General features: G+C 40.6%; 24 protein-coding genes. 4 read left to right on the top strand and 20 right to left on the bottom strand.

Annotation, left to right across the window (positions count from 1 at the left end; translation table 11 throughout):
• Positions 1-72 precede the first annotated feature (72 nt).
• From SB775_RS05095 to SB775_RS05085, 3 genes are all read right to left on the bottom strand, one after another.
• Positions 73-843: a DUF2268 domain-containing putative Zn-dependent protease gene (locus SB775_RS05095; protein WP_061462095.1), complete on the bottom strand. Its 771-nt coding sequence runs from the start codon at positions 841-843 to the stop codon at positions 73-75.
• Between the two features lie 132 nt (positions 844-975).
• A complete protein-coding gene (gene fabF, locus SB775_RS05090) occupies positions 976-2,214 on the bottom strand; it encodes a beta-ketoacyl-ACP synthase II (RefSeq protein WP_061462094.1) in 1,239 nt (412 codons plus the stop codon).
• A gap of 52 nt (positions 2,215-2,266) precedes the next feature.
• The gene (locus SB775_RS05085) at positions 2,267-3,202 is read right to left on the bottom strand and encodes a beta-ketoacyl-ACP synthase III (RefSeq protein ID WP_061462093.1); all 936 of its coding nucleotides are present in this window, start codon (positions 3,200-3,202) and stop codon (positions 2,267-2,269) included.
• A gap of 201 nt (positions 3,203-3,403) precedes the next feature.
• Here SB775_RS05085 and SB775_RS05080 point away from each other — a divergent pair, with 201 nt between their 5' ends.
• Positions 3,404-3,625, top strand: coding sequence for a hypothetical protein (locus SB775_RS05080; protein WP_410860733.1), 222 nt, complete (start codon positions 3,404-3,406; stop codon positions 3,623-3,625).
• A gap of 42 nt (positions 3,626-3,667) precedes the next feature.
• On the opposite strand, the gene SB775_RS05075 is transcribed toward SB775_RS05080, so the two are convergent.
• The 3 genes from SB775_RS05075 to SB775_RS05065 all read right to left on the bottom strand — a co-directional run bounded on the left by SB775_RS05075 (position 3,668) and on the right by SB775_RS05065 (position 5,782).
• Positions 3,668-3,850 (bottom strand): ComZ family protein, encoded by a 183-nt coding sequence (locus SB775_RS05075; protein WP_061462091.1) that lies wholly within the window; start codon positions 3,848-3,850, stop codon positions 3,668-3,670.
• A gap of 273 nt (positions 3,851-4,123) precedes the next feature.
• Positions 4,124-4,957, bottom strand: coding sequence for a Rossmann-fold NAD(P)-binding domain-containing protein (locus tag SB775_RS05070; protein ID WP_410860731.1), 834 nt, complete (start codon positions 4,955-4,957; stop codon positions 4,124-4,126).
• Positions 4,958-5,059: 102 nt separating this feature from the next.
• Complete coding sequence (locus tag SB775_RS05065; protein ID WP_410860729.1) at positions 5,060-5,782, bottom strand: hydrolase; 723 nt, start codon at positions 5,780-5,782, stop codon at positions 5,060-5,062.
• Positions 5,783-6,078: 296 nt separating this feature from the next.
• Here SB775_RS05065 and SB775_RS05060 point away from each other — a divergent pair, with 296 nt between their 5' ends.
• Positions 6,079-6,270 (top strand): YjzD family protein, encoded by a 192-nt coding sequence (locus SB775_RS05060; RefSeq protein ID WP_061462088.1) that lies wholly within the window; start codon positions 6,079-6,081, stop codon positions 6,268-6,270.
• A gap of 80 nt (positions 6,271-6,350) precedes the next feature.
• Here the strand turns inward: SB775_RS05060 and clpB are convergent, their stop codons facing one another.
• From clpB to SB775_RS05035, 5 genes are all read right to left on the bottom strand, one after another.
• Positions 6,351-8,942 carry an ATP-dependent chaperone ClpB gene (clpB, locus tag SB775_RS05055; RefSeq protein WP_410860727.1) on the bottom strand — a complete coding sequence of 864 codons (2,592 nt, stop codon included), beginning with the start codon at positions 8,940-8,942 and terminating at the stop codon, positions 6,351-6,353.
• A gap of 234 nt (positions 8,943-9,176) precedes the next feature.
• On the bottom strand, positions 9,177-10,376 hold the full coding sequence (locus SB775_RS05050) for an FAD-dependent monooxygenase (RefSeq protein WP_410860725.1): 1,200 nt from the start codon (positions 10,374-10,376) through the stop codon (positions 9,177-9,179).
• 124 nt (positions 10,377-10,500) lie between these two features.
• Positions 10,501-11,613 (bottom strand): cupin domain-containing protein, encoded by a 1,113-nt coding sequence (locus SB775_RS05045; RefSeq protein WP_410860724.1) that lies wholly within the window; start codon positions 11,611-11,613, stop codon positions 10,501-10,503.
• A 30-nt stretch (positions 11,614-11,643) separates the two neighbouring features.
• Positions 11,644-12,135, bottom strand: coding sequence for a DinB family protein (locus SB775_RS05040; protein ID WP_410860723.1), 492 nt, complete (start codon positions 12,133-12,135; stop codon positions 11,644-11,646).
• Position 12,136: 1 nt separating this feature from the next.
• Positions 12,137-13,084: a fumarylacetoacetate hydrolase family protein gene (locus SB775_RS05035; protein WP_410860721.1), complete on the bottom strand. Its 948-nt coding sequence runs from the start codon at positions 13,082-13,084 to the stop codon at positions 12,137-12,139.
• A 405-nt stretch (positions 13,085-13,489) separates the two neighbouring features.
• Between SB775_RS05035 and SB775_RS05030 the strand changes: the two genes are divergently transcribed.
• Positions 13,490-14,248, top strand: a complete 759-nt coding sequence (locus SB775_RS05030; RefSeq protein ID WP_410860720.1) for an IclR family transcriptional regulator — start codon at positions 13,490-13,492, stop codon at positions 14,246-14,248.
• Positions 14,249-14,301: 53 nt separating this feature from the next.
• Here the strand turns inward: SB775_RS05030 and SB775_RS05025 are convergent, their stop codons facing one another.
• The 8 genes from SB775_RS05025 to argC form a co-directional block, all read right to left on the bottom strand.
• Complete coding sequence (locus tag SB775_RS05025; RefSeq protein WP_061462081.1) at positions 14,302-14,481, bottom strand: YjzC family protein; 180 nt, start codon at positions 14,479-14,481, stop codon at positions 14,302-14,304.
• A 274-nt stretch (positions 14,482-14,755) separates the two neighbouring features.
• A complete protein-coding gene (gene argF, locus SB775_RS05020) occupies positions 14,756-15,706 on the bottom strand; it encodes an ornithine carbamoyltransferase (protein ID WP_410860817.1) in 951 nt (316 codons plus the stop codon).
• 5 nt (positions 15,707-15,711) lie between these two features.
• Positions 15,712-18,831: a carbamoyl-phosphate synthase (glutamine-hydrolyzing) large subunit gene (gene carB / locus SB775_RS05015; protein ID WP_410860719.1), complete on the bottom strand. Its 3,120-nt coding sequence runs from the start codon at positions 18,829-18,831 to the stop codon at positions 15,712-15,714.
• Positions 18,824-19,906, bottom strand: a complete 1,083-nt coding sequence (locus tag SB775_RS05010) for a carbamoyl phosphate synthase small subunit (RefSeq protein WP_410860718.1) — start codon at positions 19,904-19,906, stop codon at positions 18,824-18,826. Before SB775_RS05010 ends, carB begins: the two co-directional genes overlap by 8 nt.
• 81 nt (positions 19,907-19,987) lie before the next feature.
• Positions 19,988-21,139: an acetylornithine transaminase gene (gene argD / locus SB775_RS05005; RefSeq protein WP_089363664.1), complete on the bottom strand. Its 1,152-nt coding sequence runs from the start codon at positions 21,137-21,139 to the stop codon at positions 19,988-19,990.
• A complete protein-coding gene (argB, locus tag SB775_RS05000) occupies positions 21,136-21,909 on the bottom strand; it encodes an acetylglutamate kinase (RefSeq protein WP_089363663.1) in 774 nt (257 codons plus the stop codon). The genes argD and argB overlap by 4 nt, the downstream gene beginning before the upstream one ends.
• 12 nt (positions 21,910-21,921) lie before the next feature.
• On the bottom strand, positions 21,922-23,154 hold the full coding sequence (gene argJ, locus SB775_RS04995) for a bifunctional ornithine acetyltransferase/N-acetylglutamate synthase (protein ID WP_410860717.1): 1,233 nt from the start codon (positions 23,152-23,154) through the stop codon (positions 21,922-21,924).
• A gap of 16 nt (positions 23,155-23,170) precedes the next feature.
• Positions 23,171-24,208: an N-acetyl-gamma-glutamyl-phosphate reductase gene (gene argC, locus SB775_RS04990; RefSeq protein ID WP_061462075.1), complete on the bottom strand. Its 1,038-nt coding sequence runs from the start codon at positions 24,206-24,208 to the stop codon at positions 23,171-23,173.
• Positions 24,209-24,433: 225 nt separating this feature from the next.
• Here argC and SB775_RS04985 point away from each other — a divergent pair, with 225 nt between their 5' ends.
• Positions 24,434-25,123: a Crp/Fnr family transcriptional regulator gene (locus SB775_RS04985; RefSeq protein WP_410860716.1), complete on the top strand. Its 690-nt coding sequence runs from the start codon at positions 24,434-24,436 to the stop codon at positions 25,121-25,123.
• Between the two features lie 292 nt (positions 25,124-25,415).
• Here the strand turns inward: SB775_RS04985 and moaA are convergent, their stop codons facing one another.
• Positions 25,416-26,429, bottom strand: coding sequence for a GTP 3',8-cyclase MoaA (moaA, locus tag SB775_RS04980; RefSeq protein ID WP_410860714.1), 1,014 nt, complete (start codon positions 26,427-26,429; stop codon positions 25,416-25,418).
• Positions 26,430-26,512 lie beyond the last annotated feature (83 nt).

Genomic DNA, 26,512 nt, shown 5'->3' with positions numbered 1-26,512 from the left:
TCAGTATAGGCAGGAACCATACAATTTATTCCTATTCCAGAAAACAGATTAAGAAAAAAAGAACGTATATAATTAGTTCTTTTTCGATAAGAATTCTTCAGATTGAATAATGAATGATTTTTTCACAGAGAGTTTTTCAGAATTTCTCACTAGGTAATAACCACTACAGTATCCAAGCATATGTGGGTATCCTTTCATTCCAAGCAGAAGGACATCATGAAGAGGATCTGTACGTTTTATTGTGTGCTTTTCTTGTAAATGCTTGCTCCAAAATTCTCGCAGTTTATCTTCCTGATATAATTTAGTCCATTTCGCTAAATATTTTGCTCCTAAATATTTACCCACAGTTCTTTCCGCCAGTCCTTCCATGATCATCGTATCAAGAAGAGTGAATTCTTTTTGATCCTTTTTCAAATGATGTAATCGGCAGACATGATGATATTCGTGAATCAATATGGCCTCCATTTCCTTTTCAGCTATACCCTTGTCGTAAAAAAGGAATAGTTTATCTTTAAATGCCAATCCTGACTTCGTTTCAACCATTTTATTCCACATCCCTGAAGACATGAGCGGAAAAATATATATGGGAACATCAGGCCCTCCCCACAGTTTCTTATAAGAAGTAAACAGGCTTTGTGTTTTTTCCCATGCATTATTTTCTTTTAAATGTTCCCATGTGAGTTTCGTTTTTTTATTTGGCGAATACATACCATGCTTCAATAAATGATGATAAATCATATTCGCATCAAGGGTATTGTTGAATGTACTTTTAAGTCTTTCCATCATCTGGACAGGGCGGTTGAAATCCTTTTTCATCCACTCATCAGTTAAAATAACTCCCATTTCTATACACCCCCGCTTCTTTAGACTATCGTATGATTTTAAAAAGGCGGTTGACACTTTTATATCCCTTGCATAACCTCTATAACACAAAAAGAGCAGATCCCAAGAGATCTGCTCTTCCTTCAATTTAATTTATTGATATTTTTTGAAAAGAATAGTAGCGTTATGTCCACCGAATCCAAGTGAATTGCTGATGGCGGCATTAATTTCGCACTTCCTTGCTTTATTCGGAACATAGTCCAAATCACACTCAGGGTCTGGTGTTTCAATATTGATCGTTGGAGGCAATATGCTGTCCCTGATTGCCTGAATCGTGAATATTGCTTCGACCCCACCGGCTGCCCCTAACATATGGCCTGTCATGGACTTAGTTGAACTTAATGCTAGTTTATTAGCATGATCGCCAAAGACTTCTTTGACTGCCATTGTTTCATATTTGTCATTGTATGGCGTACTCGTTCCATGGGCATTCACATATTGGATGTCTTCCGGATTCAAACCTGCATCCTCAATAGCAATTTTCATCGCCCTTGCCCCGCCTTCCCCACCAGGTGCCGGAGCCGTTATATGGAAAGCATCTCCAGTTGATCCATACCCAGCTATTTCAGCATAAATCTTGGCCCCTCTATTCAATGCATGTTCCAGATCTTCCAGAACGATAATCCCTGCACCTTCCCCGATTACGAATCCATCACGATTCAGATCAAAAGGACGGCTAGCAGTTTGTGGATCAGGGTTGGTCGATAAAGCCGTATTTGCACAGAAGCCCGCAACCGACATTTTTGTGATTGGCGCTTCTGCTCCGCCTGTGATCATCACATCGGCGTCGCCCCGTTGAATGGCTTTAAACGCGTCACCAATTGAATTTGTTCCTGTTGCGCAAGCTGTTACCGTACATGAATTGATTCCTTTAGCACCCAGTAAGATTGACACCTGGCCAGCAGCCATGTCCGGAATCATCATTGGTACGAAAAATGGGCTCACCCGCTTATACCCTCTGTTTAAAAAGTTTTCATGCTGTGTCTCAAGTGTCTCCAACCCACCGATACCCGAACCGATCCAGACTCCGACACGTGCTGCATTTTCATCCGTTATTTCCAGCTTACTATCATTATATGCCATAACGGACGCAGCAATTGCATAATGGGTAAAACGGTCCATCTTACGCGCTTCTTTACGATTAATATATGTCTCTATATCAAACTCCTTGATTTCAGCAGCAACTTTAACAGGGAATTCTTCAGCATTCAAACGAGTTAAAGGACCTATTCCTGATTTCCCCTCGATTATATTCTTCCATCCAGTTTCTGCATCATTACCAACTGGTGATATTGCTCCAATACCTGTTACAACTACACGACGATTAGTCATTAAAAATGGCTCCTTCCTTTTTTAAAGCTTTTATGTTTTGCTTCTTCTTTTTTTATTTACCCCATCTAAGAGCGATAGCGCCCCATGTAAGGCCACCACCAAAACCGACCATGATAATTAGGTCGTTGTCCTTGATTCTTCCTGCTTCCATTTCTTCCACAAGGGCCATTGGAATGGACGCTGAAGAAGTATTTCCATATTTATGAACCGTTTTTGTCATTTTTTCAATCGGGAGACCCAAGCGTTCCCTTGAGGATTCCATAATACGTATGTTTGCTTGATGCGGTACAAGCAAATCCACATCTTCTTTTGTTAATCCAGCTTTATCCAACACACTTAGGCTGGATTCCCCCATCTGACGGACAGCAAATTTAAATACTTCACGTCCATTCATATGAATGAAATCTCCATCCTGTAATAAGTGCTTCCCACCAGTTCCATCTGCGCCTAATTCAAAGGCAAGGATCCCTTTGCCTTCCGAAACAGGTCCAAGTACAGCTGCACCCGCTCCGTCACCAAATAGTACAGCAGTATTGCGGTCTTCCCAATTGGTTACCTTCGAAAGTTTTTCGACACCGACAATCAATACATGCTTATATGCACCTGTCTTAATGAACTGCTGTGCAGTGATCATTGCATACATAAAACCAGCGCATGCAGCACTTACATCCATTGCAGCTGCACTTTTCGCTCCCAATTTCTCTTGAATCATACACGCGACAGAAGGAAACGACTGATCCGGTGTAACAGTAGCTACAAGAATTAAATCTATCTCTTCAGCCGAAATTTTTGCATTTGCCAATGCAGCTTTTGCGGCTTCATAAGCCATATCTGATGTTTCAATGTCATCATTGGCAATTCTTCTTTCCTCTATACCTGTCCTAGTCCGGATCCACTCGTCAGAGGTATCCATCATTTTCTCTAAATCCGCATTTGTAACGATTTTATCGGGTAAGTAGCGGCCAAGCCCTAGTATTCCAGCGTTCATTTTGCCATCCCCTTATATTTTAATGAGTTATTATAAGCATCTATTATTACCTGGTACTAATTTTATATAAAAAAACACCTCCTTGCAAGAGATAACAGTTTGAAAGGATAAAAGAATCCGTTACTGAAGTCGGACAAATGCCTATGCCAAGGGATTTTAGGGACATACATTATAAATAAAAGGAGAAAAGGAGGAATTATTGTGGACATCTTCAATCACAACAACCGGAGTAACCAGGTTGATCATTTTTCGAATTTGATGTTTGGCAGGAAAAGTGAACCCCAACAAGAGGAATCGAATGTTGATTACATGCAATTGATGGAGAGCGTTGAAACATTGATGGGCTTATACGGTCAATACAAACCGGCCATTGATAAAATTAATCTGAACCCATTGATCGCCAAGTTCTTGAAAAAAGAATAAAAAAATGCAGGCTGTCCTTTAGTTTGGACAGCCTACGTTTAATTAACGCTGAGCATCTTGTTTCCCAAGCTCATAAGCTTCTTGCATTACGTTTTTAAAAAGCTCCATGAATGGCTCTGCCATCTCCATTGAGAATGGAATCCCGTTTGCTTCAAGCTTCGCTTTAGCCTCAGGGAAGTACTTCATGGCGATCCCCATAAATTCAAGAGTTTTATCTGAACTCATTTTGTGTTTCCCCCTATCATTTGAATATCAATATTATCATAATTCCAGATGTCCCTTTCGTAAAGGGCATAAATATAAAATCATGAATATCATTTGATATTAATTTCGGTCCTTGAACATTATAGTACAAAACATATAAGTTAGAGGCAAATATACAGTTTTGACCTTCTTAAATAACGAAAGTTCTCGATCACAAAAAAATTGTGATTCGAATGTTCTTTGTTCATAATTGCCCTCAAATTTGATTATCCGGATTATCCAGTCATTCCCTCTTCAATCACGTTTTCTCCACTTTTTAAGTAAGTTTAATCGTTTATTATGTTTTCTTTGTAAAGCAATGCCTTCTTCTGGATCTATTTTGCTAGGCACCTCAAATATTGATCCTTTATTGATTTTAGTTGTTGATCGGGAATTGAATGAACCCAAACTTTCACCAAATATTAACTTTGCACATTTATTCCAATGATCATCTATACTGCTGCACAATTGGATATCCCTATCGGAAGAGGAAGTAAGCACTTCTTCCAAAGCATTCACAAAATCAGTGATGAAAAGAGCATCCCCAGTATATTCGTTAGCAATCGCCGGTTTGATATCAGACTGACCAAGTTGATTGATCCCAGCTTCAAAGCTCATGCCTTCCGATTGCCAAGGTCCATAAATCGTGGGTAAAAATATGATTTTTGCAGAATCAATTCCACGAATCGAGCTTAATATGGATTGAAAAATACTGATCTCTTCTTCAATTGGCATGAAAACAACAAAATTTGGCGTTTCATTCGAGCCATTTTTTTTGCATTTTTCAATAAAGAAAACGATTTCGTCTATAAGAAAATCGATTTTACCCATCTTTCCGCTTTGAATATCGTAACAAGATATGAACACAGTGTCCTGCTTTGTAATATCCAATAATTTAAGCTTATTTATCGGAAAGTAAATATAATTTGAACTTCTACCTATTTCAAGTTCCTTTTCTTCCATAATATATTTACTTGCTTCGGAATCAGTCCAATCAATTCCGATTACTTCTTCCCCTTGGTTCAAAAAGTATTGAGCCACATAGAATCCCACAAATTGATAAGCGCCTATTACAATGTACGTTTGCATAAATACAGCCCCCTCGTATGCCATCCAGCCCACTTCATCCGGCACGTCTAGTTTTTTTAGATGCTGTATCGTATGCAAACTATTGTAGAAATATATCCATTCTCATAAAGACTCTTCATTCTCATTGAAAAACTTCTGTATTTGATAGGGTATTTTATACCGTTTTTCCGGTAATAAATACGTCAGCTGCAAGTCTGCTTTTCTAGCCAGTTGGATTTGCCGATAAAGGGAGGCTTGCTCTTTCCGCATGCTTCCAAAAACCTGAATCACTTTCATGGGGATTTTCTCAGCAATCACTGGATCTTCAGTGTCCATAATATGCTGTTCACATTCTGGTGGATTGAGCTCGTGTGCAGCAGAGACCTCAGACAGCCATTTTTTATAGAAGAACTTATTTTCCTTTTCCTTCTCCAGTTGTGCTTTCAAGGAAAAAACCGGATCAATCAATACAACTGAACGTATTTTATTTCCAAGTTCATTCATTAGCTTTAAGGCAAGGAGTGCTCCTGACCCCTCTGCCAATATATGAACCCTTTGATTGACTATTTCTTTTTTCATGAAGAGAATATATAGGTTAAGGGAAAGGTTCAATGCTTTTGGGCTTCCCCAGTTGGCTCCGTAAAAATTGGATGAAAATAGCGTGTATCCGTATTCCTTTAAATATTCCAATATCTCCAACCTGCCAGGATGCTGCAGCCAAAAGCTGCTGTCTTTATCGACAAAATGACTACGGTCTCCAATTACCAATACGGAAAAACCACTGGGCCGCTCTGGATAATAGATGATATTCCACTGGTCATCAATTTGAAAAGTTCGTTGTTCCATCGGTCAAACTCCTTTAAGGAATATTACTACTACTATATTAATTTATGACGAAAAATAGAAAGGGTCAGTGGAAATACCTAACTTCTTATCCCAAATTAACCAAATGGTGATGATTTTGTTTTATATTGGGTCCTATGATTTTCCATTTGACGTTTGGTATCAACTGGACTGTGCCTGAAAAGTTCTCTTATGATTTAATGTATGAATTATTTAAAGGTTATTATTAAAAACACGTTTTAACTGTATATTAATTATGGTAAGATAAAAATGAATGTAGTGGAATGAGGTGAAATTCGATGCGTTATGCTTGGGCAATTTTTTGGACATTCTTATTAGTGCATATGACTGTATATGTTGTTTCTTCCATGATCGGAGTTTCATACGATGCTAAACAGGGAACGATTTTAGGATTAGCTGCTGCTATCCTGATTTGCATCATCCCTGCTATTTTGCCTGCTGGGCCAGCAAAAGACTCTCATCAACATTAAGAAGCAAAAGAGGACATCCATTGAGGATGTCCTTTTTGTTATCCGTACTTTGCTTACGGTTAAACTCCATTTCAAATTTTTTATATGAGGACTAATTCATCATCATCATAATCAATCGTTATTCCTTCTTCATTCAGTCCAACTGTGCCAGCTATGATTTTACGGGCGATCTTCGTTTCCAGATGCTTTTGGATGAATCGCTTCAACGGTCTGGCCCCATATACAGGATCATATCCCTGGTCCGCAATGAATTCCTTGGCCGCTTCAGTGACATTAAGGTTTATATTTTGTTCAGTTAACCTTACCTGTAATTGAAAAACCATTTTTTCTACGATTTCAACGATTTCTTGTTTAGTAAGCGGTTTGAATAAAACAATATCATCTACCCGATTCAAAAATTCCGGACGGAAATGCCCTCTTAATTCTTTAAAGACTTGATCTTTTATCTCTTCTTCAATTCCACCATCCACTCGGTTGGACTGCAACAAGAAATGGGAACCGATATTTGAAGTCATGATGATCACTGTATTTTTACAGTTTATGGTTCTACCTTGGGAGTCTGTTATCCTCCCGTCATCCAACATTTGCAGCAAAATATTGAAGACTTCCGGATGCGCCTTTTCAATTTCGTCCAATAATACGACAGAGTATGGGTTTCTCCTAACTGCCTCCGTTAGTTGGCCTCCTTCCTCAAATCCAACATATCCAGGAGGTGCACCAACAAGACGGGACACGGAATGTTTCTCCATATATTCCGACATATCGATACGAATCATATGTTCTTCACTATCGAATAACGTTTCTGCCAAAGCTTTTACGAGTTCTGTTTTACCCACACCCGTCGGCCCCAGGAAAATGAATGAACCAATCGGTCTGTTTGGATCTTTAATTCCCGCCCTTGCCCTTAATACAGCATCGGATACGAGTTCCACCGCTTCCCCTTGACCTATTACGCGTTCATGAAGGATCTCAGATAGTCGAAGCAGCTTTTCCCTTTCACTTTCCACCAGCTTGCTTACAGGAATCCCCGTCCACCTTGCAACGATCGAGGCAATTTCCTCCTCCGTCACTTCTTGGCGAAGCAACCGTGATTCCTGTTTTTCCTTTTCCAATTCATCTTCCATGGCATCCAACTCTTTTTGAAGCTGTGGAATCCTTCCGTGCCGAAGTTCCGCTGCTCGGTTAAGGTCATAGTCATTCTCTGCCTGTTCCAGTTCATGACGCAACTTCTCAAGTTCCTCACGTTGATCCTGCACTTTTTGAAGCGCCGACTTTTCCATTTGCCACTTGGCTTTCATGCCATTCGCTTGATCCTTGAGTTCTGAGAGTTCTTTTTGAAGCACTTCCAGTCTAGCTTTGCTTTGAGGGTCCTCCTCATTCTTCAAGGCCGCTTCTTCAATTTCAAGTTGCATGACCCTTCTCGTGATTTCATCCAACTCAGATGGCATTGAATCGATTTCCATTCTGATCATCGCACAGGCTTCATCCACAAGATCTATTGCTTTATCCGGCAGAAATCGCTCCGTTATATATCGGTTCGAAAGGACAGAGGCAGCCACGATCGCCCGATCATGAATCCTGACACCATGGTGAATTTCAAACCGTTCTTTTAGCCCACGCAAAATTGAAATCGTATCCTCCACATCTGGTTCCGGAACCAGAACTTGTTGGAAACGACGTTCTAGAGCCGGATCTTTTTCAATATATTGTCGATATTCATCAATGGTTGTTGCACCTATACAATGCAGCTCGCCACGCGCAAGCATCGGCTTTAACATATTCCCTGCATCAAGTGCGCCATCCGTTCTGCCAGCACCGACAATTGTATGCAGTTCATCGATGAATAAAAGAATTTTTCCATCACTCTTCTTAATTTCATTCAATACCGCTTTAAGACGTTCCTCAAATTCACCGCGGAATTTTGCCCCTGCGACAAGTGCACTCATATCTAGTGAAAAAACGGTTTTGTCCTTTAATCCTTCCGGGACATCCTTCCTGACGATCCTTTGCGCCAATCCTTCGACAATCGCTGTCTTACCAACACCAGGTTCCCCAATTAATACGGGGTTATTTTTTGTTTTACGTGATAGAATCCGGATGACGTTTCTGATTTCCGCATCACGACCGATGACTGGATCGACCTTCCCTGATTTAACTTCAGCAACAAGATCTCTGCCGTATTTTTTCAGTACTTCATATGTGCTTTCAGGATTTTGACTAGTCACCCGCTGATTCCCCCTTACATCTTGTATAATCCGTTTTGCTTTTTCGTAATCGATTCCATGTGATGAGAATAGTCTGTTTATATTCGTGTTATTGCCTTTCAAGGACGCCAGCAGTAAATGTTCCACAGATAAATATTCATCTTCCCACTTCTGCATTTCTTTTTCGGCAACCGTCAAAATTTTCTGTAAGGAGGATGACATGTAAACCTCGGAAACACTTCCACTCACTTCCGGTAACCGATCCAATTCTCTATCAAGCCCTATATCAAACTGATTCATCGGTTTAACAGATTCCGATAAAATCCTGATCAATAAACTTTCATCCTGTTCCATTAAGGCCTTTAATAAATGAAGCTCCGTCAGCTCTGGATTCCCTCTATCTTTGGCTAGTTCCTGGCCGCCAATGAATGCCTGTTGGGTTCTCTCCGTCATTTTATTCATATCCATCTTAAAACCTCCCATTCATCTATATCATGAACGAATTCACACTTAGTTTGACCAATTTTGACCTTTATATTTTCATTATACTTCTAATTTCCCCCATGTAAAGGAAAGTTATAAAAAATGCAGGGAGGTATGGAGGATAAACGAAAAAAACCTTTCTTCATATAGAAGAAAGGCAGACCCATTTATAAAATGCATAAAATCCCTTAGCACAGTATTTAGATGAAACAAAACGGATTATGCTTTCACGGCCGTTTTATTGTAACCATGAAATTGATCGACAAATTGGAAATCCTTGTCCGTGCGACCTGTAAGAATCGTATCTCGGAGCAGAATGCCTGCATCGGTCGTATTGTGAATGATTTCCCCCCACATTCTTGCGCTTGTTTGAACATTAGCCGTACGCGGAATGCGTTCCTCTTGATATTTCAAAAATGCCTGTTCAATGTCATTTCCATGCTTATGAAGCATATCCGACAAATAAGCTGCATCTTCTAACGCCTGGCAAGCCCCTTGTGCCAAGTATTGAAGCATCGGGTGTGCAGCATCGCCCGTAAGCGTAATTCTTCCTTTTGTCCAATTATCAATTGGTAATCGGTCATACATCGGCCAGCGGCGTTGTCGTTGAATAAATGAAATCGCATTCTGAACAAGCTCACAAGTTCCGGCAAATATACGGTCCATTTCTTCCGGGGTTCCCCATTGATCTGTTTTTTCGTTTTCTACCGTGTATTGAGAACTTTTGAACACCACTACTTGGTTGTATAGTTCCCCCCTTCTAACCGGGTACTGAACAAGATGAAGGTTTGGTCCAATCCACATATATACATCATCTAAATCTCCATGGCTCGTAACCTCTTCCATCGGGATCGCTCCTCTGTATGCAACATATTGCGAGCAGACCGGTTGATCTTCGACAAAAAGTTTCCGTGCTTTGGACCATAATCCATCAGCTCCGATGACAGCCGTTCCTGAATGTTGGGACCCATTGGCAGAAGTAACCGTCACTTCCCCTTCATTTTCCACTGTATCAATAATCGTTTGGTTCGTTACCAGTTCGATATACGGGTTATTTTCACAGGCTTCAGCCAGTACTTTATGCAAATCGGAACGATGCAAAACAACATACGGTGCTCCATATCTTTCCTTATAAACATCACCTAAATCCAAAGCGGAAAGCTCTTTGCCGGAAAAGGCATCCATCAGCACCAATCTTTTTGGAAATACTGCAATTTCATTGATTTTATCCATGACGCCTAAACGCTGTAAAACGTTGGTGGCATTTGCTGCAAGCTGAATCCCTGCACCAATTTCACCAAATTCGGGAGCTTGCTCCAAGACTTTTACATACTGTTTTGTTTCTGCGATTCCTAAAGCAGTTGCCAATCCGCCAATTCCCCCACCGATAACGATGAATGGTTTTTTTTCTGTGTTCATCATCAATTCCCCCTAAATTAGTTGCTTTTAGCCAAAGTTGCGAAACAATATATAAGTAAGCGTTTTCATTCGACTGGCATATATATTCATCAGGATCAAGATGAAAGCTGCAAACAGATTATTTTCAAACCAAAAACGGCCTGAATTCACTTTCAACCTTTTGGAAACCATTGTTTGCTTCAAATGCCTGTTGCTGTTCTAAATCGAATCTCTCCATTATCGGTAGGTCGTTTACCGAGAATAAGTAAGAATCCGCTTCTGCAATGTGCTCATGCCAAGCCCAATTCGGAACGACGAAATAATCTCCCTTGGACCAGTCAAAACGCACTCCATTAATGACCGTATAGCCTGAACCTTGGTGCACTTGATAGATTGTGGAATGGGTATGGCGATGTGCTTTGGTATGGAAACCTTTTGGAAGTTTCTGCATCCATGCCCCCATCGTCGGATTGGCCGTTTGTCCATTTGAAGGATTGATATATTCCACTGCAAAACCTTCATATGGATCTGGTTCAAAGTTCATTAATCCTTCTATCGCTGCTTTGGTTCCTTTCCACTTGTAGTTGGCAAGCGGTGCCACTTGTGAATAACGGTCGGATACTGGACGAACCATCCCGCCTTGATAACGGAGCTCCGAAAAATTATCCGGCCGTTTAGGCGTTTCAATCCGGTCTGGGTATGGTTCAAAGAAAGTGCCGCCTATGGAATAGATAGTTGGAATATCAAGGGCGTCCATCCAAATCATCGGTTTTTCGCCAACATGACCATGACCATGCCATAGGTTTTTAGGCGTGATCAAGAAATCTCCTTCTTCCATGAAGATCCTTTCTCCCTGCACGATGCTGTAGGCACCTTCACCATTCGTAATGAAACGGAGAGCACTTTGAGAGTGACGGTGTGAAGGAGCCACTTCACCTGGCAACAACAGCTGAACCGCTGCATAAAGCGTTTGTGTTGTCGAAGCCCATCCCCATGGCTGACGATAAGTTAAGCCAGGGTTTTGAAAATAAATGGCCCTGCGCTCCCCTCCTCGATCAGGTGTGAAGATTTCTGCTGCTTCCATCAACTTTTTTGTCAAAAGCTCTTCTTTCCATAAATAAGCATGGGCATGAGGTTTAGGTTCATGGTCCATCAGGGCGGGAATGGCTTCCCACAGAGGCCCAAGGTTATACTGCTGGATATCCTTTGTAAAATCTTTTACGATTGTACTGTTCATGTATTCCGATTTTTCAGCCATATTAATCCCTACTTTCTTTTTTATCTTTCCTCACTGGATTTTAGAAAGATTTCGCTTGATTTGATCATAGTGTCCTGAAACATGCTCATCGATGAAGTGATCCACAATATAAGAAACTGGTTTGTTTCCGAATTTAGCGAAATTCCGGTGTGGCGATTCTTTAGAGAGTGCTTCTTCTTCTAAATTCCCAAGCCTGCTCTCCACTTCATATTTAAGCTCCTCCACTTGCTTCAAGACATCATCAACATCAAGTTTGTCAATATCACCGACTGCTGCCAATCGGGCTGGATCTTGCAATCCACGCCCCCATTTGGCCCCAGGCTTTGCTATTACCGTTTCCACTTCACCTAACCAATAAGGAATGGCTTCAGCTAAATGGGAAAGTATCTGCATGATGGACCATTCCTCTTCTGTAGGCTTTAATCGGATCGTCTCTTCCGGAAGGTTTGCGGCTGTCTCAAGAATGTGGTCGATTGATTGTTGAACCGATTGGATTGATGTCCCGATCTCATGATAAGCCATTTTATTTTCCCTCCCCGACACGTCGAACACGGTTTTCAAGATAACCTATTTTGTCGATTTCGATTTTGACAACGTCACCATCTTTTAAGAACACTTGTGGATCACGGGCCACTCCTACCCCACCAGGTGTTCCTGTAAGAACAATGTCACCAGGTTCAAGCGTCATTAAATTCGATAAGAATTCAACTAAATATTTCACATCGAATACGAAGTTGGATGTATTCGTTTTTTGGCGTTCCTCACCATTTACAGTTAATCGGACATTTAAGCCAGATGGATCGGGTAGCTCATCGGATGTGACTAACCAAGGACCCATCGGAGCACTTCCTTCAACCGTTTTCCCTTGAAGCCATTCAAGTGTACGCCTTTGGATATCACGATACGTAACATCATTGGCAATTGTATAACCCGCTACATAATCAAGTGCATCTTCTTGTGAAACATTACGTGCCTTTTGTCCGACTACAAAAGCGAATTCCGCTTCATAATCCAGTTGTTCAGAAATCGGGAAAAACGGAATGTCATCCTGCGGACCGATTACTGTATTGGCGAACTTTGCGAATACCACAGGAAATGGCGGTAATTCGCGGCCCATTTCAGCAATGTGCTCACGGTAGTTATGTCCTACACAAATAATTTTACCTGGCTTTTGGACAGGTGCCTCAAGCTTTATATCTTCAATTGGATGTATCAATTTATGTCTGAATGAATCACGATTGTTAATTGCGTAGTCAGCAGCCTTTTTAGCGATGGAAAGGCTTTCATTCCCTCCCTCTAAAAATGCCTCCATTGTTGCAGGTACATATGCCTCAGCGATTTGTTCACTGCGAAGTTTCCCTTCGCTTTCCAGAAGCGCTTGATAGGCATAGTTCAAGTCAACTACTACATTATTCGGGTAAATTGCACCAATACGTTTAAATCCTTGAATACTGAAAGTTACTAATCTCATATTTCATTCTCCTTTATTAATCTCGATTTTTTAAAGAACCTCTTCTTGATGCCACGATCCTAATTTGCGGGATAATTCTTTTAGATTCACTTCACAAACCAGAATACGAATGACTGTGCATCTACCAATTTCACTTATAGATAACGCTGTTCACTATTTATATAAATAATAACTTAATTTTCGGAATATTGTCAAGAAAGTACTGCAAATTTTTGTGCAAATTTTATCATCTACACCATTATGACTACTTCGGAATCAATAAAATGGTCCGCTAAAGTTATTTATTTAAAAGGAAAGTATATTGATAGCTTCAAGCAGCCTCCGGTTTTTCTTGCTAAATTTCATTTAAATTTTAAAGATTCTGATATACTAGACCTAAATTAAACTGATTAGGGAGATTGACATATGGAAATCGTAAAATCTGGTTCGACAATCCAATCATTACAAATAGGTATGGGCATTATCGATTTACTTGCTTCCCAAAGAAATCCTTTAAGATTCTCTGATATTCAAGAATTAACGGAAATAACGAAGAGTAATCTCTATAAATATTTGAATACTTTGACTCAACTCGGGTTACTTTATCGTGATAAGACAACAGGTATGTATCACCTTGGGAGCAAATTGATTCAATACGGCATGGCAGCCATCGGAAATGAGGACGTCACGAGCAGAATAACCCCTTATTTACAGGAAATCAGTCACCATACCTCTTGCACAGTCCTTTTTTCCGTCTGGACATACGATGGACCAATCACGGCAAAAATATGGAATTCCAACCAAAACTTAAACATCGGGGCCCAGTTAGGTACGCGTCTCCCCCCATCATCCTCTTCAGGAAAAGTATTCACAGTTTTTCAGGATCCTTCCTTGACAGCGGACTGGATTGAAAAAGATCGTCATGTTACAGGCTCGTTCCTTAAAGAAACAAATGAATATGATGAAATTCGGAAATACAAAATAGCTTTTGCCAAAGAGCCTCTTGTACCATCTGTTTCCTCAATGTCCATTCCAGTTTTTAATTATAATTCAGAATTATTGGGAGCGATCACTGCCGTTGGATTCACTGAAAGCATTCCAGATCATTACGAAGATCCCTTAAGCCATTATTTAAGAAAGAGCTATTTGGAAATTTCGAAAATTTTCGGTTTTACCGCTGAATAGAAAAAAGCAGGAAAAAGGATAGCGATCATTCCTTTTTCCTGCTTTTTAATTTTTCATGGCTTTCGCTGATATGTCCATATCCGGTTATGATTAGACGTTTCAGGAAAGGCATCCCCTGCATCAAGCTTAACCATTTTCGGATTCACTACCGTGCTGCCCGTTTCACCGATTTCTACATAGGTCCCATTATTAGGTGCCTTCTGGCCTGGCTTAAATTGACGATTTTGCCCCATAGATTTCACCCCTTTACATGCTTTCCTTGTTATTATTACCAGGTTACTTTCTTTCATGTCTGAAAAATTAAGGAATACAGGAAATTCGGCTGAATTAAAAAAGCGTCTGTTCTCTGAGCAGACACTTAGACTGATAGACCCAAGTATTGATCCATCCAGTTATTATTTCTCTAACTGCTACAAATAAAATCAAAAAGGTTTCGGAATGGGACCATTCCGAAACCTTTTTTTTCTACAAACTGAGCGACTGCTCTCTAAGCAGACACTTTTTTGGTTAAGACATTAAATCCACTAGAACCGCCTTTTGGGCATGAAGACGATTTCCTGCTTGGTGGAAAACGACGGAATTCGGTCCATCGATGACTTCAGCTGTTACTTCTTCTTCCCTGTGAGCAGGGAGGCAGTGCATGAATAAATAATCTTCTTTGGCATGTTTCACAAGTTCACTATTGATTTGATAATCTTTAAAGGCTTCTAAGCGAATACTATTCTCGATTTCCTGCCCCATGGAGGTCCAAACATCGGAATAGACGATATCCGCATCTTTTATAGCTTCTGAAGCAGAGGTTGTCACCACAATTTCACTGCCAGTCTCTTCTGCCACTTTTTGAGCATAGGCAACGACCTTTTCATCAAGTTTGTAGGCCTCAGGACATCCAATGGAAAAATCCATTCCCATTTTTGCGCAGCCGACCATCAATGAATTGGCAACATTATTGCCATCTCCGATATAACTCATCTTCAGGCCTTTTAGCTGCCCTTTTATCTCGATGATCGTCAAGAAGTCAGCAAGTACCTGACAAGGATGTGCAAGGTCTGTTAACCCATTGATGACTGGGATAGAGGCATTTTCCGACAACTCTAGGATTTTTTCATGCTCGAAGGTACGAATCATGATTCCATCAATATATTCGGAAAGGACTTTTGCAGTATCGGAAATAGTTTCCCCGCGTCCAATTTGCAAGTCATTACCACTTAAGAACAAAGCGTGTCCGCCAAGCTGCATCATGCCAACTTCAAAAGAAACACGGGTACGGGTAGACGATTTTTCAAAGATCATCCCCAGCGTTTTCCCTTTTAAAGGAGTATATTCCTCGCCAGCTTGCAATTTGCCTTTAATGGTCTGTGCCAGCTTTAACAAATCCGCTATCGCAGTGGGTGTTGACTCCTTCATGGTCAAAAAGTCTTTTCCATTTAAAATCTTCGCTTGTGTCGGTGTCGTCATTGAACTCATACTTGTGACACTCCTTCCGAATATGATACAAGCCATTCCTGAAGCGAAATAACCCCTGGATCAGCATTTTCTAACGATTGTAGATAGGCTTTGAAAGTCTCTTCTTCCGTAAATGCCAGAAGGCGATATTTTGCTGCCATTAACCTTAGCTTCTTATCTTCTTCTGTTGTTCCATATGCCAAAACGACCGATGCATTCCCTTCATTTAACCATTTATCAAAATTTGAATCCCCCAGTGTCAAACCTGCTTCACTGATTTGCACTAGCAAATCTTCGCTTAATTTGACTGATTTGGATTGATAAACACCTGAATTATGATTAGCATTTTGAGCATGGAATACTTTTGTCAATGCTTCTTTTACCGTTACTCCGATGGCGATTCCTTCACCAGTTGATTTCATTTCCGGACCTACCTTTGAATCAAGGCCGCTTAGTGCAAATGTAGAGAATACTGGATATTTGACGACTGCATATGGAATTTCTTCCATTAAGCCCGTTTTTTCGAACACATTCGACAATGAATATTTCCCAAGCAATATTTTTGTCGCTATTTGCACCAAGGGTACATCGGTGACTTTACTGATGATTGGAATTGTCCGACTGGCGCGAGGGTTTACTTCCAATACATATACACTATTTCCTTCAATCACGAATTGAATGTTCATAAGTCCTTTATAACCAAGCTCGATTACTAGTTTTTTCGCATATAGGGTCATTTTATCTTTGATTTCATTGGTTAATGATTGGGCTGGCAGTAATGCCATGCTATCCCCTGAATGGACGCCTGCTTTTTCTACATGTTCCGCAATGATTGGAATATATACATCATTTCCATCAGCAATCAAATCGATTTCGGCTTCTTTCCCTGGAATATAAGAATCGATCAATACGGGGTATGCAAGTGCAGTCCCATTTTCCATTCTATTCAATAAGCTTTCCTTGGAGCGGATGATTTCCATTCCTTGGCCGCCAATTACATATGATGGGCGTAAGAGTACTGGAAAACCGATAGCCTCTGCACGGTCAATTAATTGTTCTTCACCATAAGCCATCGAACCCGGTACATGAGGAATATCCAGTTTTTGAAGAAGCTGATAAAAACGATCACGGTCTTCTAATTGATCGAGTGTATCGAAGGAAGTCCCCAACAAATTGATACCGTAATCTTCCAGGCCTTTTGCCAGGTTTATCGCAGTCTGCCCACCAAATTGGACGATAACATCTTCAATACCTTCCGCTTCTATTACATTAAGAACGTATTCCAGAGTTAACGGCTCGAAATAAAGGCGGTCTGCCGTGGCAAAATCCGTACTTACCGTTTCCGGGTTATTATTAATCATGATCGTTTCAACATTTTCATCCTGGAGTGCATAAACCCCGTGAACGGAACAGTAATCAAATTCTATTCCCTGTCCAATCCGGATCGGGCCGCTGCCAATCATCAAGACTTTCTTTTTATCCGTTTTTTTCTGTTCGTTCTCTCCGAAATATGTTGAATAGTGATAGTTAGTATGTGATTCGAACTCGGCTGCACATGTATCGACCGTTTTGTAGACAGCCGTAAGGCCAAGTGACTTCCGGTGCGCTCTCACTTCCAGCTCGCTTACATTCCATACGGAAGCAAGATAGCGGTCTGAAAAGCCCTTTTCCTTATATGACTGCAGTTCTTCCTTTGTTACCTGATCGATTCTCTTAGCTTCAATCTTCATTTCGTTTTGGATCAATGAATCAAAGGATTTAAGGAAGAAATAATCTATGGTTGTGGCTTCATGGATTTCTTCAATCGTCACGCCTTTTCTAAGCATTTCAAAAATGACAAATATTCGCTCATCAGATTTTTCGGCAAGCTTCACCCAAAGCTCAGGAACGGTTTTATTTTTCAGCGATGATAGCTGCAGTCCATTCGTTTTTAATTCCAAAGAATCGACGGCCTTTTGGACTCCCCCCTCAAAACTGCGGTGTAAAGCCATCACTTCACCCGTCGCCTTCATTTGTGTTCCCAATTTGCGGTTGGCGGTCTTGAATTTATCGAATGGCCATCTCGGGAACTTCACCGCTACATAGTCAAGAGCAGGTTCAAAGCTTGAATATGTGCTTTTCGTTACAGGATTGACGATTTCCGATAAATGGTAGCCAACAGCAAGCTTTGCAGCTATGCGTGCTATGGGATAGCCTGTTGCTTTGGAAGCTAATGCCGATGAACGGCTGACGCGTGGGTTTACTTCAATTAGATAATATTGTTTGCTTTTCGGATCAAGTGCGAATTGAATGTTACAACCGCCTATGATACCTAAAGCAGAGATGATTTTAATTGAAGCGGAACGAAGCATCTGAAACTCATCGTCCGATAAGGTCTGTGATGGTGCCACAACGATGGAATCACCAGTATGGATCCCTACCGGATCAATATTTTCCATATTACAGATAGTGATGCACGTATTGATGCCATCTCGCATTACTTCATATTCGACTTCTTTATATCCAGCTATGCTTCTTTCAATCAAGCATTGTGTAATCGGGCTTTCTTGGAGTCCGCCCCGGACAAGTTCCTTAAAGGTATCCAATGAATCAGCAATCCCACCGCCAGTGCCGCCGAGTGTATAAGCGGGACGAACGATGATCGGGAAACCGATTTTTTCGGCAAAAGCTATCGCTTCTTCAAGAGTATGGACAATTGTACTGTCGGGAACGGGTTCACCTATTTCAAACATCAGCTCACGGAACAGTTCACGATCCTCCCCTTTTTTGATGGAGTCGATCGGAGTTCCCAATAATTTGACTTTATATTTTTCAAGTACTCCAGCATCATCCAATTGATAAGCAAGATTCAATCCTGTTTGACCGCCTAATGTAGCCAGCAGGCCATCCGGCTTTTCTTTGGAAATGATCTTTTCCAGTACATCAACTGTTAAAGGTTCGAAATAGACAGCATCCGCATTCATATCATCAGTCATTATTGTTGCCGGATTGTTGTTGACCAGTATGACTTTATATCCTTCTTCTTTTAAAGCGAGGCAGGCCTGTGTACCTGCATAATCAAATTCGGCGGCCTGCCCGATGACAATTGGCCCCGAACCAATCACTAAAATGGTCTGTATCGTGTTGTCCTTAGGCATAGGCTTTTTCTCTCCCGCTATAATCATTTATCATTTGTAAAAAGTCGTTAAAAAGAAGTGAACTCTCGATGGGTCCTGGATTAGCCTCCGGATGGTACTGGGTAGTGAATATTGGCAGGTTTTCATGCATAAGCCCCTCAACTGTGCTATCATTCACATTCCTGAATCTCACTTGAAGAGATGTTCCTTGTAAGCTCGGTTCATCAACCTCATAACTATGATTTTGAGAACTCATATACACCTGTTTCGTTTTCAAATCGACCACGGGCTGATTCGCACCCCGATGTCCAAACAGCATTTTTTTTGTATTTCCCCCAAAGGCTAGGGCCGTTAATTGATGACCGAGACATATGCCCATCGTCGGGAAATTCGTAATGACCTTCTTTATGTTTTCTAAAAGGTATTCAAGCTGTTTTGGATCCCCAGGCCCATTTGAAAGCAAAATACCATCCGGCTTCAAGTCCTTGATTTGTTCGAACTCAGTATCGAATGGAACGACTGAAACTCGGCAGCCTTGTTCAATCAAAGAATCCAATATGGATTTTTTATAACCGAAATCAATCATCACCACATGCTTGTCGCCTTCTCCAAAGCTCTCGACCACCTTTGTGGATACCTCAGATACATGGGCTGATAAACAAACCTGGCCAGGTTTGATAGAAAATTTTTCTTCGGCTGTGATGACAGCCTGCATGGAACCTTCCTGTCTTATATTTTTAACGACCGCTCTTGTGTCAACATGGCTTAAAAGCGGAATGTTCCACTTGTCTAAATATTCACCAAGTGAATATTTAGCTTGATAATGGGAATGGCTCATATTCCCTTCATATACAATAACACCGGCAACATGTGGCTTCTTACTCTCAAAATCATTTTCATTGATTCCATAATTTCCGATTAGAGGATATGTGAAAACGACAATTTGGTCCTTATATGAAGGATCTGTCAATACTTCTTGATATCCGGTCATCCCTGTAAAAAAGACAATCTCTCCATTGATTGCTTTTTCAGTCGATTTAGTCAGCAGTTCCCCTTCAAAGACGGAACCATTCTCTAAATATAGAAAGTTTTTCATGATCTTCACCTCTTTAGATGCTGTATATTTATATATAGAATAGCATAATTATTCATTTTGTTCTATAAAAATTCATTAAATTTAAATAGTTTGTTTTATTGCCAATATTTTTTTAATTTTACTTATCGCCATATCGATTTCCGATTCAGTAACTGTCAGAGATGGGAGTAAACGAAGCACTTTAGGACCTGCACTCAACACAAGTAAGCCCTCTTCTTGAAGTTCCATTAAAAACCCCTGAACATCCTGTTTGCATTCAATCCCGACCATCAACCCCAGTCCGCGAATCTCTTTAACTTCTTCCGATTCCTTTAACGCTTTTGCCAATTCACTCTCAAGGTATTCAGCCTTTTTCACGGTCTCTTTTAAAAACCCTGATTGGAAAATTTCCTTTAAAACGGATTCTGCTGCTGCAACACTAATGGGATTACCTCCAAATGTGGATCCATGACTTCCAGGGTTAAAGAAATCCGACAGCCTTTCCTTTCCAATCATCGCACCGATTGGCAGGCCATTTCCCAGCCCCTTTGCTGAAGTGATGATGTCGGGTTGGATATTAAAATGCTGGAATGCAAATGGTTTCCCTGTACGTCCTATCCCAGTCTGAATTTCATCAATGATAAGAAGAGCTCCGTGTTCTTGGCATTGAGTTTGAATCGCATCCAGATAGGATTGCTGTACAACATGGATGCCGCCCTCACCTTGAACTATTTCAATCATTACAGCCGCCGTATTTTCATCTATGGCTGCTGTCATGGCATCATTATCATTAAATGGAACATACTCGAATGAAGCTAGCATCGGTCCGAAACCAGTCTTTATTTTTTCCTGTCCCGTTGCTGCCATCGTTGCAAACGTACGGCCGTGGAAAGACTGCAAACATGTGACGATTTTGCTTTTCCCAGTAGCTTTACGCGCTAGTTTGATAGCTGCCTCATTCGCTTCGGCTCCACTGTTAGCAAAAAATACCTGGCTTAAACCGGAGGCATCTGCCAGCATTTGTGCTGTCCGTTCCTGTATGGAACTTTGAAACATGTTCGATACGTGCCAATATTTATTAAGCTGTTTGGTGACTGCCATTTTTACCAACTCGTGGCAATGACCAAGATTCAAAACCCCGATTCCGGATGTGAAATCCAGATACTCTTTACCTGTTGTACTCGTAATCTTCATTCCTGACGCTTTTCTAGGCTCAATGTTCCACCTTGCATATGTTGGAAATAAAGAACTCATTGAAATACCCCTTCTTCCTGAAGAAATTTCGTACCGATGAATTGTCCGCCTTGATAAAAATGATCTTTTCCACTAACGATCATCACTTCTTCAACCCCTTTATTCAGCACCGATAACGCAGTATTGACTTTCGGAATCATTCCTCCATGGATACTTCCATCCTTTATCAAATCCTTCGTTTCCGTTTCAGTCAATTCCTCAATGATCTGTTCATTCTTTAAGACCCCTTTAACATCGGTCACAAATAAACACATGTCTGCAGATAGCGCCTTCGCTACAGACCCAGCGGCCATATCAGCATTCACATTTAATTTAGTACCTTCTTCGGTAGTTGAAATTGGCGTCAATACGGGACAATAACCATTTTCGAATAATATCCCAAGTAATTCAGTATTGACTTTTTGTATCTCGCCTACAGCTCCAAGTTTTTGTTCATCGATATACTCACCTGTGAGAATCCCGCCGTCAGAACCACTTAAACCGACAGCCTTAATTCCGTGTGCTTCCAATTTATGAACGAGACTGCGGTTAGATTTGCCTGCCAGCATAAGTTCCACAATTCCCATCACTTCAGAGGTCGTTTTTCTTAAACCATTTTCAAAGACTGGTTCAATTTCATATTTTTCAAGCATCGAATTTATATCAGGGCCGCCTCCATGAACAAAGACAATTTGGTAGCCACGGTTTTGTAACTCTATAACACTATTGAAAAACGACTCCGATAACTCATTGATGATACTGCCGCCGCACTTTATGACTAATATGTTCATTATTTTCCCCCCTTACGAACGATAGCTTCCGTTTATTTTTACATAATCATAGGTTAAATCGCAGCCCCATGCCGTTCCGGATTCATTGCCATCTTTCAAATAAACATGAATGATGATACTTTCATTTTCCAAATATGCTTTGGCTTCTTCCTCAGAAAACAGTACTGGCACACCATCTTTAAGTACGACAATATCACCAAAAACAATCGTCGTTTGATCCGGATTGAATCCCACTCCGCTTCTTCCCATCGCCGCAATGATTCGTCCCCAGTTTGCATCCGCGCCAAAAGCTGCCGTTTTCACTAGATTTGATCCAACGATCGTCTTCGCCATCATTTGTGAATCTTGCTTCGTAGGCATGCCATGAACATTCACTTCTATCAGTTTTGTGGCACCTTCTCCGTCTTTCGCAATTTGTTTTGCTAAATTTTCGGATGTTTGTTTTAATAATTCCAAGAAGACAGACCATTCTGGATGGTTAGCTGTCAAAGGTTCATTTTTCGCTTCCCCATTCGCAAGCACTAACACCATGTCGTTCGTTGAACAGTCACCGTCAACCGTAATTTGATTGAATGTATCGTTGGTTATGGAAGATAGTGCTTGCTGTAAATCATTCGGTTCGATGACGGCATCCGTTGTAATGAAACCGAGCATTGTTGCCATGTTTGGATGAATCATTCCCGAACCCTTCGCTGCTCCGCCCATTTTCACGGTTTTACCGTCTATAATTGTTACATAACCACAGCTCTTCGTTACAATATCCGTTGTTAAAATGGCGGTACCAAAATCATCGGCAGCTTCAGGTGAATTTTCTGGCTGCAATGACTCTATCCCTTTTCTAACTTTTTCCATTTCCATGAATTCCCCTATTACTCCGGTAGAAGCCACTGCAAATGAATGATCCTCCATACCGAACTTTTGAGCCGCAAGCTTCCTCATTTCATATGCATCTTTTAGACCCTGTACTCCTGTACAAGCATTCGCACAAGCACTATTCACTACAATGCCGTGAAGTTTTCCAGAAGCGGCAATGCTATCTTTCGTTACATTGATTGGAGCGGCTTGAACAACGTTTTGTGTATAAACCGCGGCGGCCGACGCTGGAACATCGGTAAAAATGATGCCAACATCCTTTTTGGAGTAGCGCAATCCTGCATGGACACCTGACGCTTTGAATCCTTGAGGCATTAAAATGTTTCCTTCTTGAATTTGTTTGATTTCTTCAACTGGCTGTAGTGTATTCATTATTTCCCTCCAAAGTTTATGGATATAGCGGACTGTTCCATAGTCCTGCCGTTTCTTCTAGTCCCATTAATATATTTGCATTTTGAATGGCCTGCCCTGCAGCACCCTTCACTAAATTATCAATAACCGAAACTACCGTTACCCTACCTGTTCTTTCATCATATGCGACACCAATGTCGCAAAAGTTCGATCCATATACCTGTTTCGTGGATGGGAAGCGATCGAGCGGCTGTACCCGGACAAAAGGATGGTTCTCGTATACTGTTTCGTATAAATCCTTTAATTCAACATTTGAGGTTTCCCGATTTACCTTTATATACATCGTTGCCATAATACCTCTTGTCATTGGTACCAGATGGGTATTAAAGGTAATAGGTTGTAAATCAGCTGACCATCGTCCAAGCTGTTGTTCGATTTCCGGTATATGTTGATGTTGATTTACCTTATATATCTTAAAGTTCTCATTCATTTCACTATAATGTGTAACGGCCGAAAGTGATTTACCCGCCCCTGAAACCCCGGATTTTGCATCGATGATCACTTCTGCAGCTGCTCCGGCCAATCCTTCTGTGAATAGGGGGGCAAGGCCTAAAAGTGATGCGGTTGGGTAGCACCCTGGATTTGCAACAATCGCCGCTTGCCTTATCGCTTCAGCATTCCATTCAGCCAAACCGTATACGGCTTCTTCAATAATATGCTGTGGCGCGGCTGTTTTTTTATACCAGTGTTCATATTCACCTGGGGTTTGAAGCCTCAGGTCTCCTGATAGGTCGATTACTTTAATGTCAAGGTCCGAAAATTCCGAAATCAATTGTGAGGAAACACCAGAAGGAGTTGCAAGAAATACAATATCGGATTTTTTTGCAATCGCCTCCGGATCAATTTCTTCTAATTTATCTTTCATATGCATTAAATGTGCATTTTCTTCATATAAATTTCGACCAAATTGGGATGAAGTATGCAAAGATTTTATCTTGAATTGCGGATGATTATTCAAAAACCTTATTAGTTCCACTCCTCCATAACCCGTTGCACCTACTATTGATACGTTCATAAAACCATCTCCTATATTTCAAGTACCTGTCATTCTTTGATTATACTATTATATGACTGAATAAAAATAAAATCAAATGTATTTTTATAAATTTCTAAACTTAACTTCCAAATGAAAAATTACCCATTTCAACTTCTATAATTATCCAAAGTTGTTGACTACTAGTGTTTTTTCCGTTTAAATCAAAGGTAGTGTAATAACGGTATTTGAAAGGTGGTCATACACATGAATGGTTTTTCGTTATCTAATCGGCTGCATGCAATTTTAGATAAGAGAAAGCAAATTAAACATTTGGAAAAAGGGTGCTTCCTTTTTCAGGAAAGCACCCCAGCAAGTGATTTGTATTATATTTTGAAAGGCAAAGTAGAATTGAGTAAGGTTGTTCCCGACGGCCGGGAATTAACTATACGAATTTGTTCGGAGAATGATTTGGTTGGGGAAACAGTCCTTTTTTCTCCAAATCCTAAATATATGGTGAATGCAAAAATGTTGGAAGATGGAACTGTTGCGGTTATTTCCAAAGAGACATTAGAGGGGAAAATCGCCTCCGATAGCCAGCTTGCAGTTGAAATGATGACATGGTTATCCGCTCAAAACCGTAAAAACCAGGCTAAATTCCGCGATATGCTCCTGCACGGTAAGAAAGGTGCATTATACTCCACCCTCATCCGTTTATCAAATAGCCATGGAACTGAAGTTGAAGGCGGTAAAGTTATCAATCTTCCATTTACAAATCAAGAACTCGCCAATTTTTGCGGCACATCCCGCGAGGTAGTCAATCGGATGCTCGCTCAATTAAGGAAAAATAATGTCATCTCCATTAAAAAGGGCCGCATTACGATTCTTGACTTAGACTATTTGAAACAGGAAATCGATTGTGAAAACTGTCCAATAGAAAACTGTACCATCGATTAAATCCTCCCATAATAAGCAGCGAAATACATAATGCCTTACGATCTTAAAATGATCGAATTAATTTTCAGGCACATTCATCCCTAGGACCATTGAATTATTTTCATTATTATGGGATTCGAATAAAATAATTTCACAATCATCTAAAAATGCATAAAATAAGCATAAAAATCCTTTTAAGCAATTTGGCAAGCATCAGTTGCTCTTATCGACTATACATATTAAATGAAGGGATGGCATAGTGCCATCCCTTCATTTTTTTACATTCATTCAGACGGAAGTCCTTATTGTTTTGTTACCCTCCAATGAATGACATTTCGATTTTTGCATGTTTCTTCAATGTCCCGGCTTTACGCTCATCTGAATAGCGGTCGTCCCTATGGTTCCAAAGCGATATGATGAATCCAGTCAATTCTTCATCTGTCATGTCGGAACGGATTAATGACTTCAAGTCTTGCCCCTTTCCATTGAACAGGCATGTATATAAACTTCCATTAGCTGAAAGGCGTGCACGTGTACAACTGGAACAAAAAGACTCTGATACGGATGTTATGAAGCCCACTTCTGCAGTGGTGCCCTTATAACGAAAGCGTTTTGCCACTTCTCCGAAATAATCTTCTTCAACCGGTTCAAGCTCGAATTCGGTTTGGAGCATCTCAAGGAGTTCTTTTTTCGTAATGACATTCTTCAGCTGCCAGCCATTTGTATGTCCGACATCCATGAATTCAATATAGCGTAATTGGACGTCCTCTTCTTTACAAAAACGGGCCATCGGCAGGATTTGAGATTCATTGGCTTCTTTCTTAACTACCATATTCACTTTAACGCCAAGCCCTGCTTCTTTGGCAGCAGCTATGCCTTCAATAACCGGCTTTATCCCGATATCTCTGCCGTTCATCTTCTTAAAAAGTTCATCATCGAGGCTGTCTAAACTAATATTCACCCTCTGTAAACCAGCTGCCTTCAAATTCGCGGCATGTTTTTTCAGGAACACACCATTCGTGGTCAATCCTATATCTTCAATACCTTCAATTTTAATGAGCTCTGAAATCAGTGTGGCAAGATCTCTCCGGAGTAATGGTTCCCCGCCTGTCAATCTTAGTTTTTTCACTCCTAAGCTTGCAAATATCTTTGAAAGCCTTACAATTTCCTCATAAGATAAAAGCTCACTTTTAGGCAGGAACTGAAAATTCTCATGAAAAATTTCAGCTGGCATGCAATACTGACAGCGAAAGTTACACCGATCTATGACTGAAATTCTTAAATCCCTTAGTGGCCTGTCCAATGAATCTTTTATATGACTGTTCAATTAACCACTCCTAGCCATAAGTATTAGAAAAAAACCAGACCATAAAAAGTGGCTCCATTGAATGGATTCACTGTTTTTTGACT

The sequence above is a fragment of the Peribacillus sp. SIMBA_075 genome (assembly GCF_046534585.1).
The sequence above is the reverse complement of the archived record's forward strand: the minus strand, read 5'-3'. Positions and strand labels throughout refer to the sequence as shown.

Bases quoted from the DNA above. Each gene is read 5' to 3' on its own strand.
- argC (WP_061462075.1), bottom strand. From the start codon at position 24,208: ATGAACGTATCAATAGTAGGTGCAACGGGTTATGGAGGAGTGGAACTA.
- fabF (WP_061462094.1), bottom strand. From the start codon at position 2,214: ATGACTAATCGTCGTGTAGTTGTAACAGGTATTGGAGCAATATCACCA.
- carB (WP_410860719.1), bottom strand. From the start codon at position 18,831: ATGCCTAAGGACAACACGATACAGACCATTTTAGTGATTGGTTCGGGG.
- SB775_RS05030 (WP_410860720.1), top strand. From the start codon at position 13,490: ATGGAAATCGTAAAATCTGGTTCGACAATCCAATCATTACAAATAGGT.
- argD (WP_089363664.1), bottom strand. From the start codon at position 21,139: ATGAGTTCTTTATTTCCAACATATGCAAGGTGGAACATTGAGCCTAGA.
- clpB (WP_410860727.1), bottom strand. From the start codon at position 8,942: ATGGATATGAATAAAATGACGGAGAGAACCCAACAGGCATTCATTGGC.
- SB775_RS05040 (WP_410860723.1), bottom strand. From the start codon at position 12,135: ATGGCTTATCATGAGATCGGGACATCAATCCAATCGGTTCAACAATCA.
- SB775_RS05045 (WP_410860724.1), bottom strand. From the start codon at position 11,613: ATGGCTGAAAAATCGGAATACATGAACAGTACAATCGTAAAAGATTTT.
- SB775_RS05065 (WP_410860729.1), bottom strand. From the start codon at position 5,782: ATGGAACAACGAACTTTTCAAATTGATGACCAGTGGAATATCATCTAT.
- SB775_RS05095 (WP_061462095.1), bottom strand. From the start codon at position 843: ATGGGAGTTATTTTAACTGATGAGTGGATGAAAAAGGATTTCAACCGC.
- SB775_RS05070 (WP_410860731.1), bottom strand. From the start codon at position 4,957: ATGCAAACGTACATTGTAATAGGCGCTTATCAATTTGTGGGATTCTAT.
- SB775_RS05060 (WP_061462088.1), top strand. From the start codon at position 6,079: ATGCGTTATGCTTGGGCAATTTTTTGGACATTCTTATTAGTGCATATG.
- SB775_RS05050 (WP_410860725.1), bottom strand. From the start codon at position 10,376: ATGAACACAGAAAAAAAACCATTCATCGTTATCGGTGGGGGAATTGGC.
- SB775_RS05010 (WP_410860718.1), bottom strand. From the start codon at position 19,906: ATGAAAAACTTTCTATATTTAGAGAATGGTTCCGTCTTTGAAGGGGAA.
- argB (WP_089363663.1), bottom strand. From the start codon at position 21,909: ATGAACATATTAGTCATAAAGTGCGGCGGCAGTATCATCAATGAGTTA.
- SB775_RS05025 (WP_061462081.1), bottom strand. From the start codon at position 14,481: ATGGGGCAAAATCGTCAATTTAAGCCAGGCCAGAAGGCACCTAATAAT.
- SB775_RS05035 (WP_410860721.1), bottom strand. From the start codon at position 13,084: ATGAGATTAGTAACTTTCAGTATTCAAGGATTTAAACGTATTGGTGCA.
- SB775_RS04985 (WP_410860716.1), top strand. From the start codon at position 24,434: ATGAATGGTTTTTCGTTATCTAATCGGCTGCATGCAATTTTAGATAAG.
- argF (WP_410860817.1), bottom strand. From the start codon at position 15,706: ATGACGACACCGACACAAGCGAAGATTTTAAATGGAAAAGACTTTTTG.
- SB775_RS05085 (WP_061462093.1), bottom strand. From the start codon at position 3,202: ATGAACGCTGGAATACTAGGGCTTGGCCGCTACTTACCCGATAAAATC.
- SB775_RS05075 (WP_061462091.1), bottom strand. From the start codon at position 3,850: ATGAGTTCAGATAAAACTCTTGAATTTATGGGGATCGCCATGAAGTAC.
- argJ (WP_410860717.1), bottom strand. From the start codon at position 23,154: ATGAATACACTACAGCCAGTTGAAGAAATCAAACAAATTCAAGAAGGA.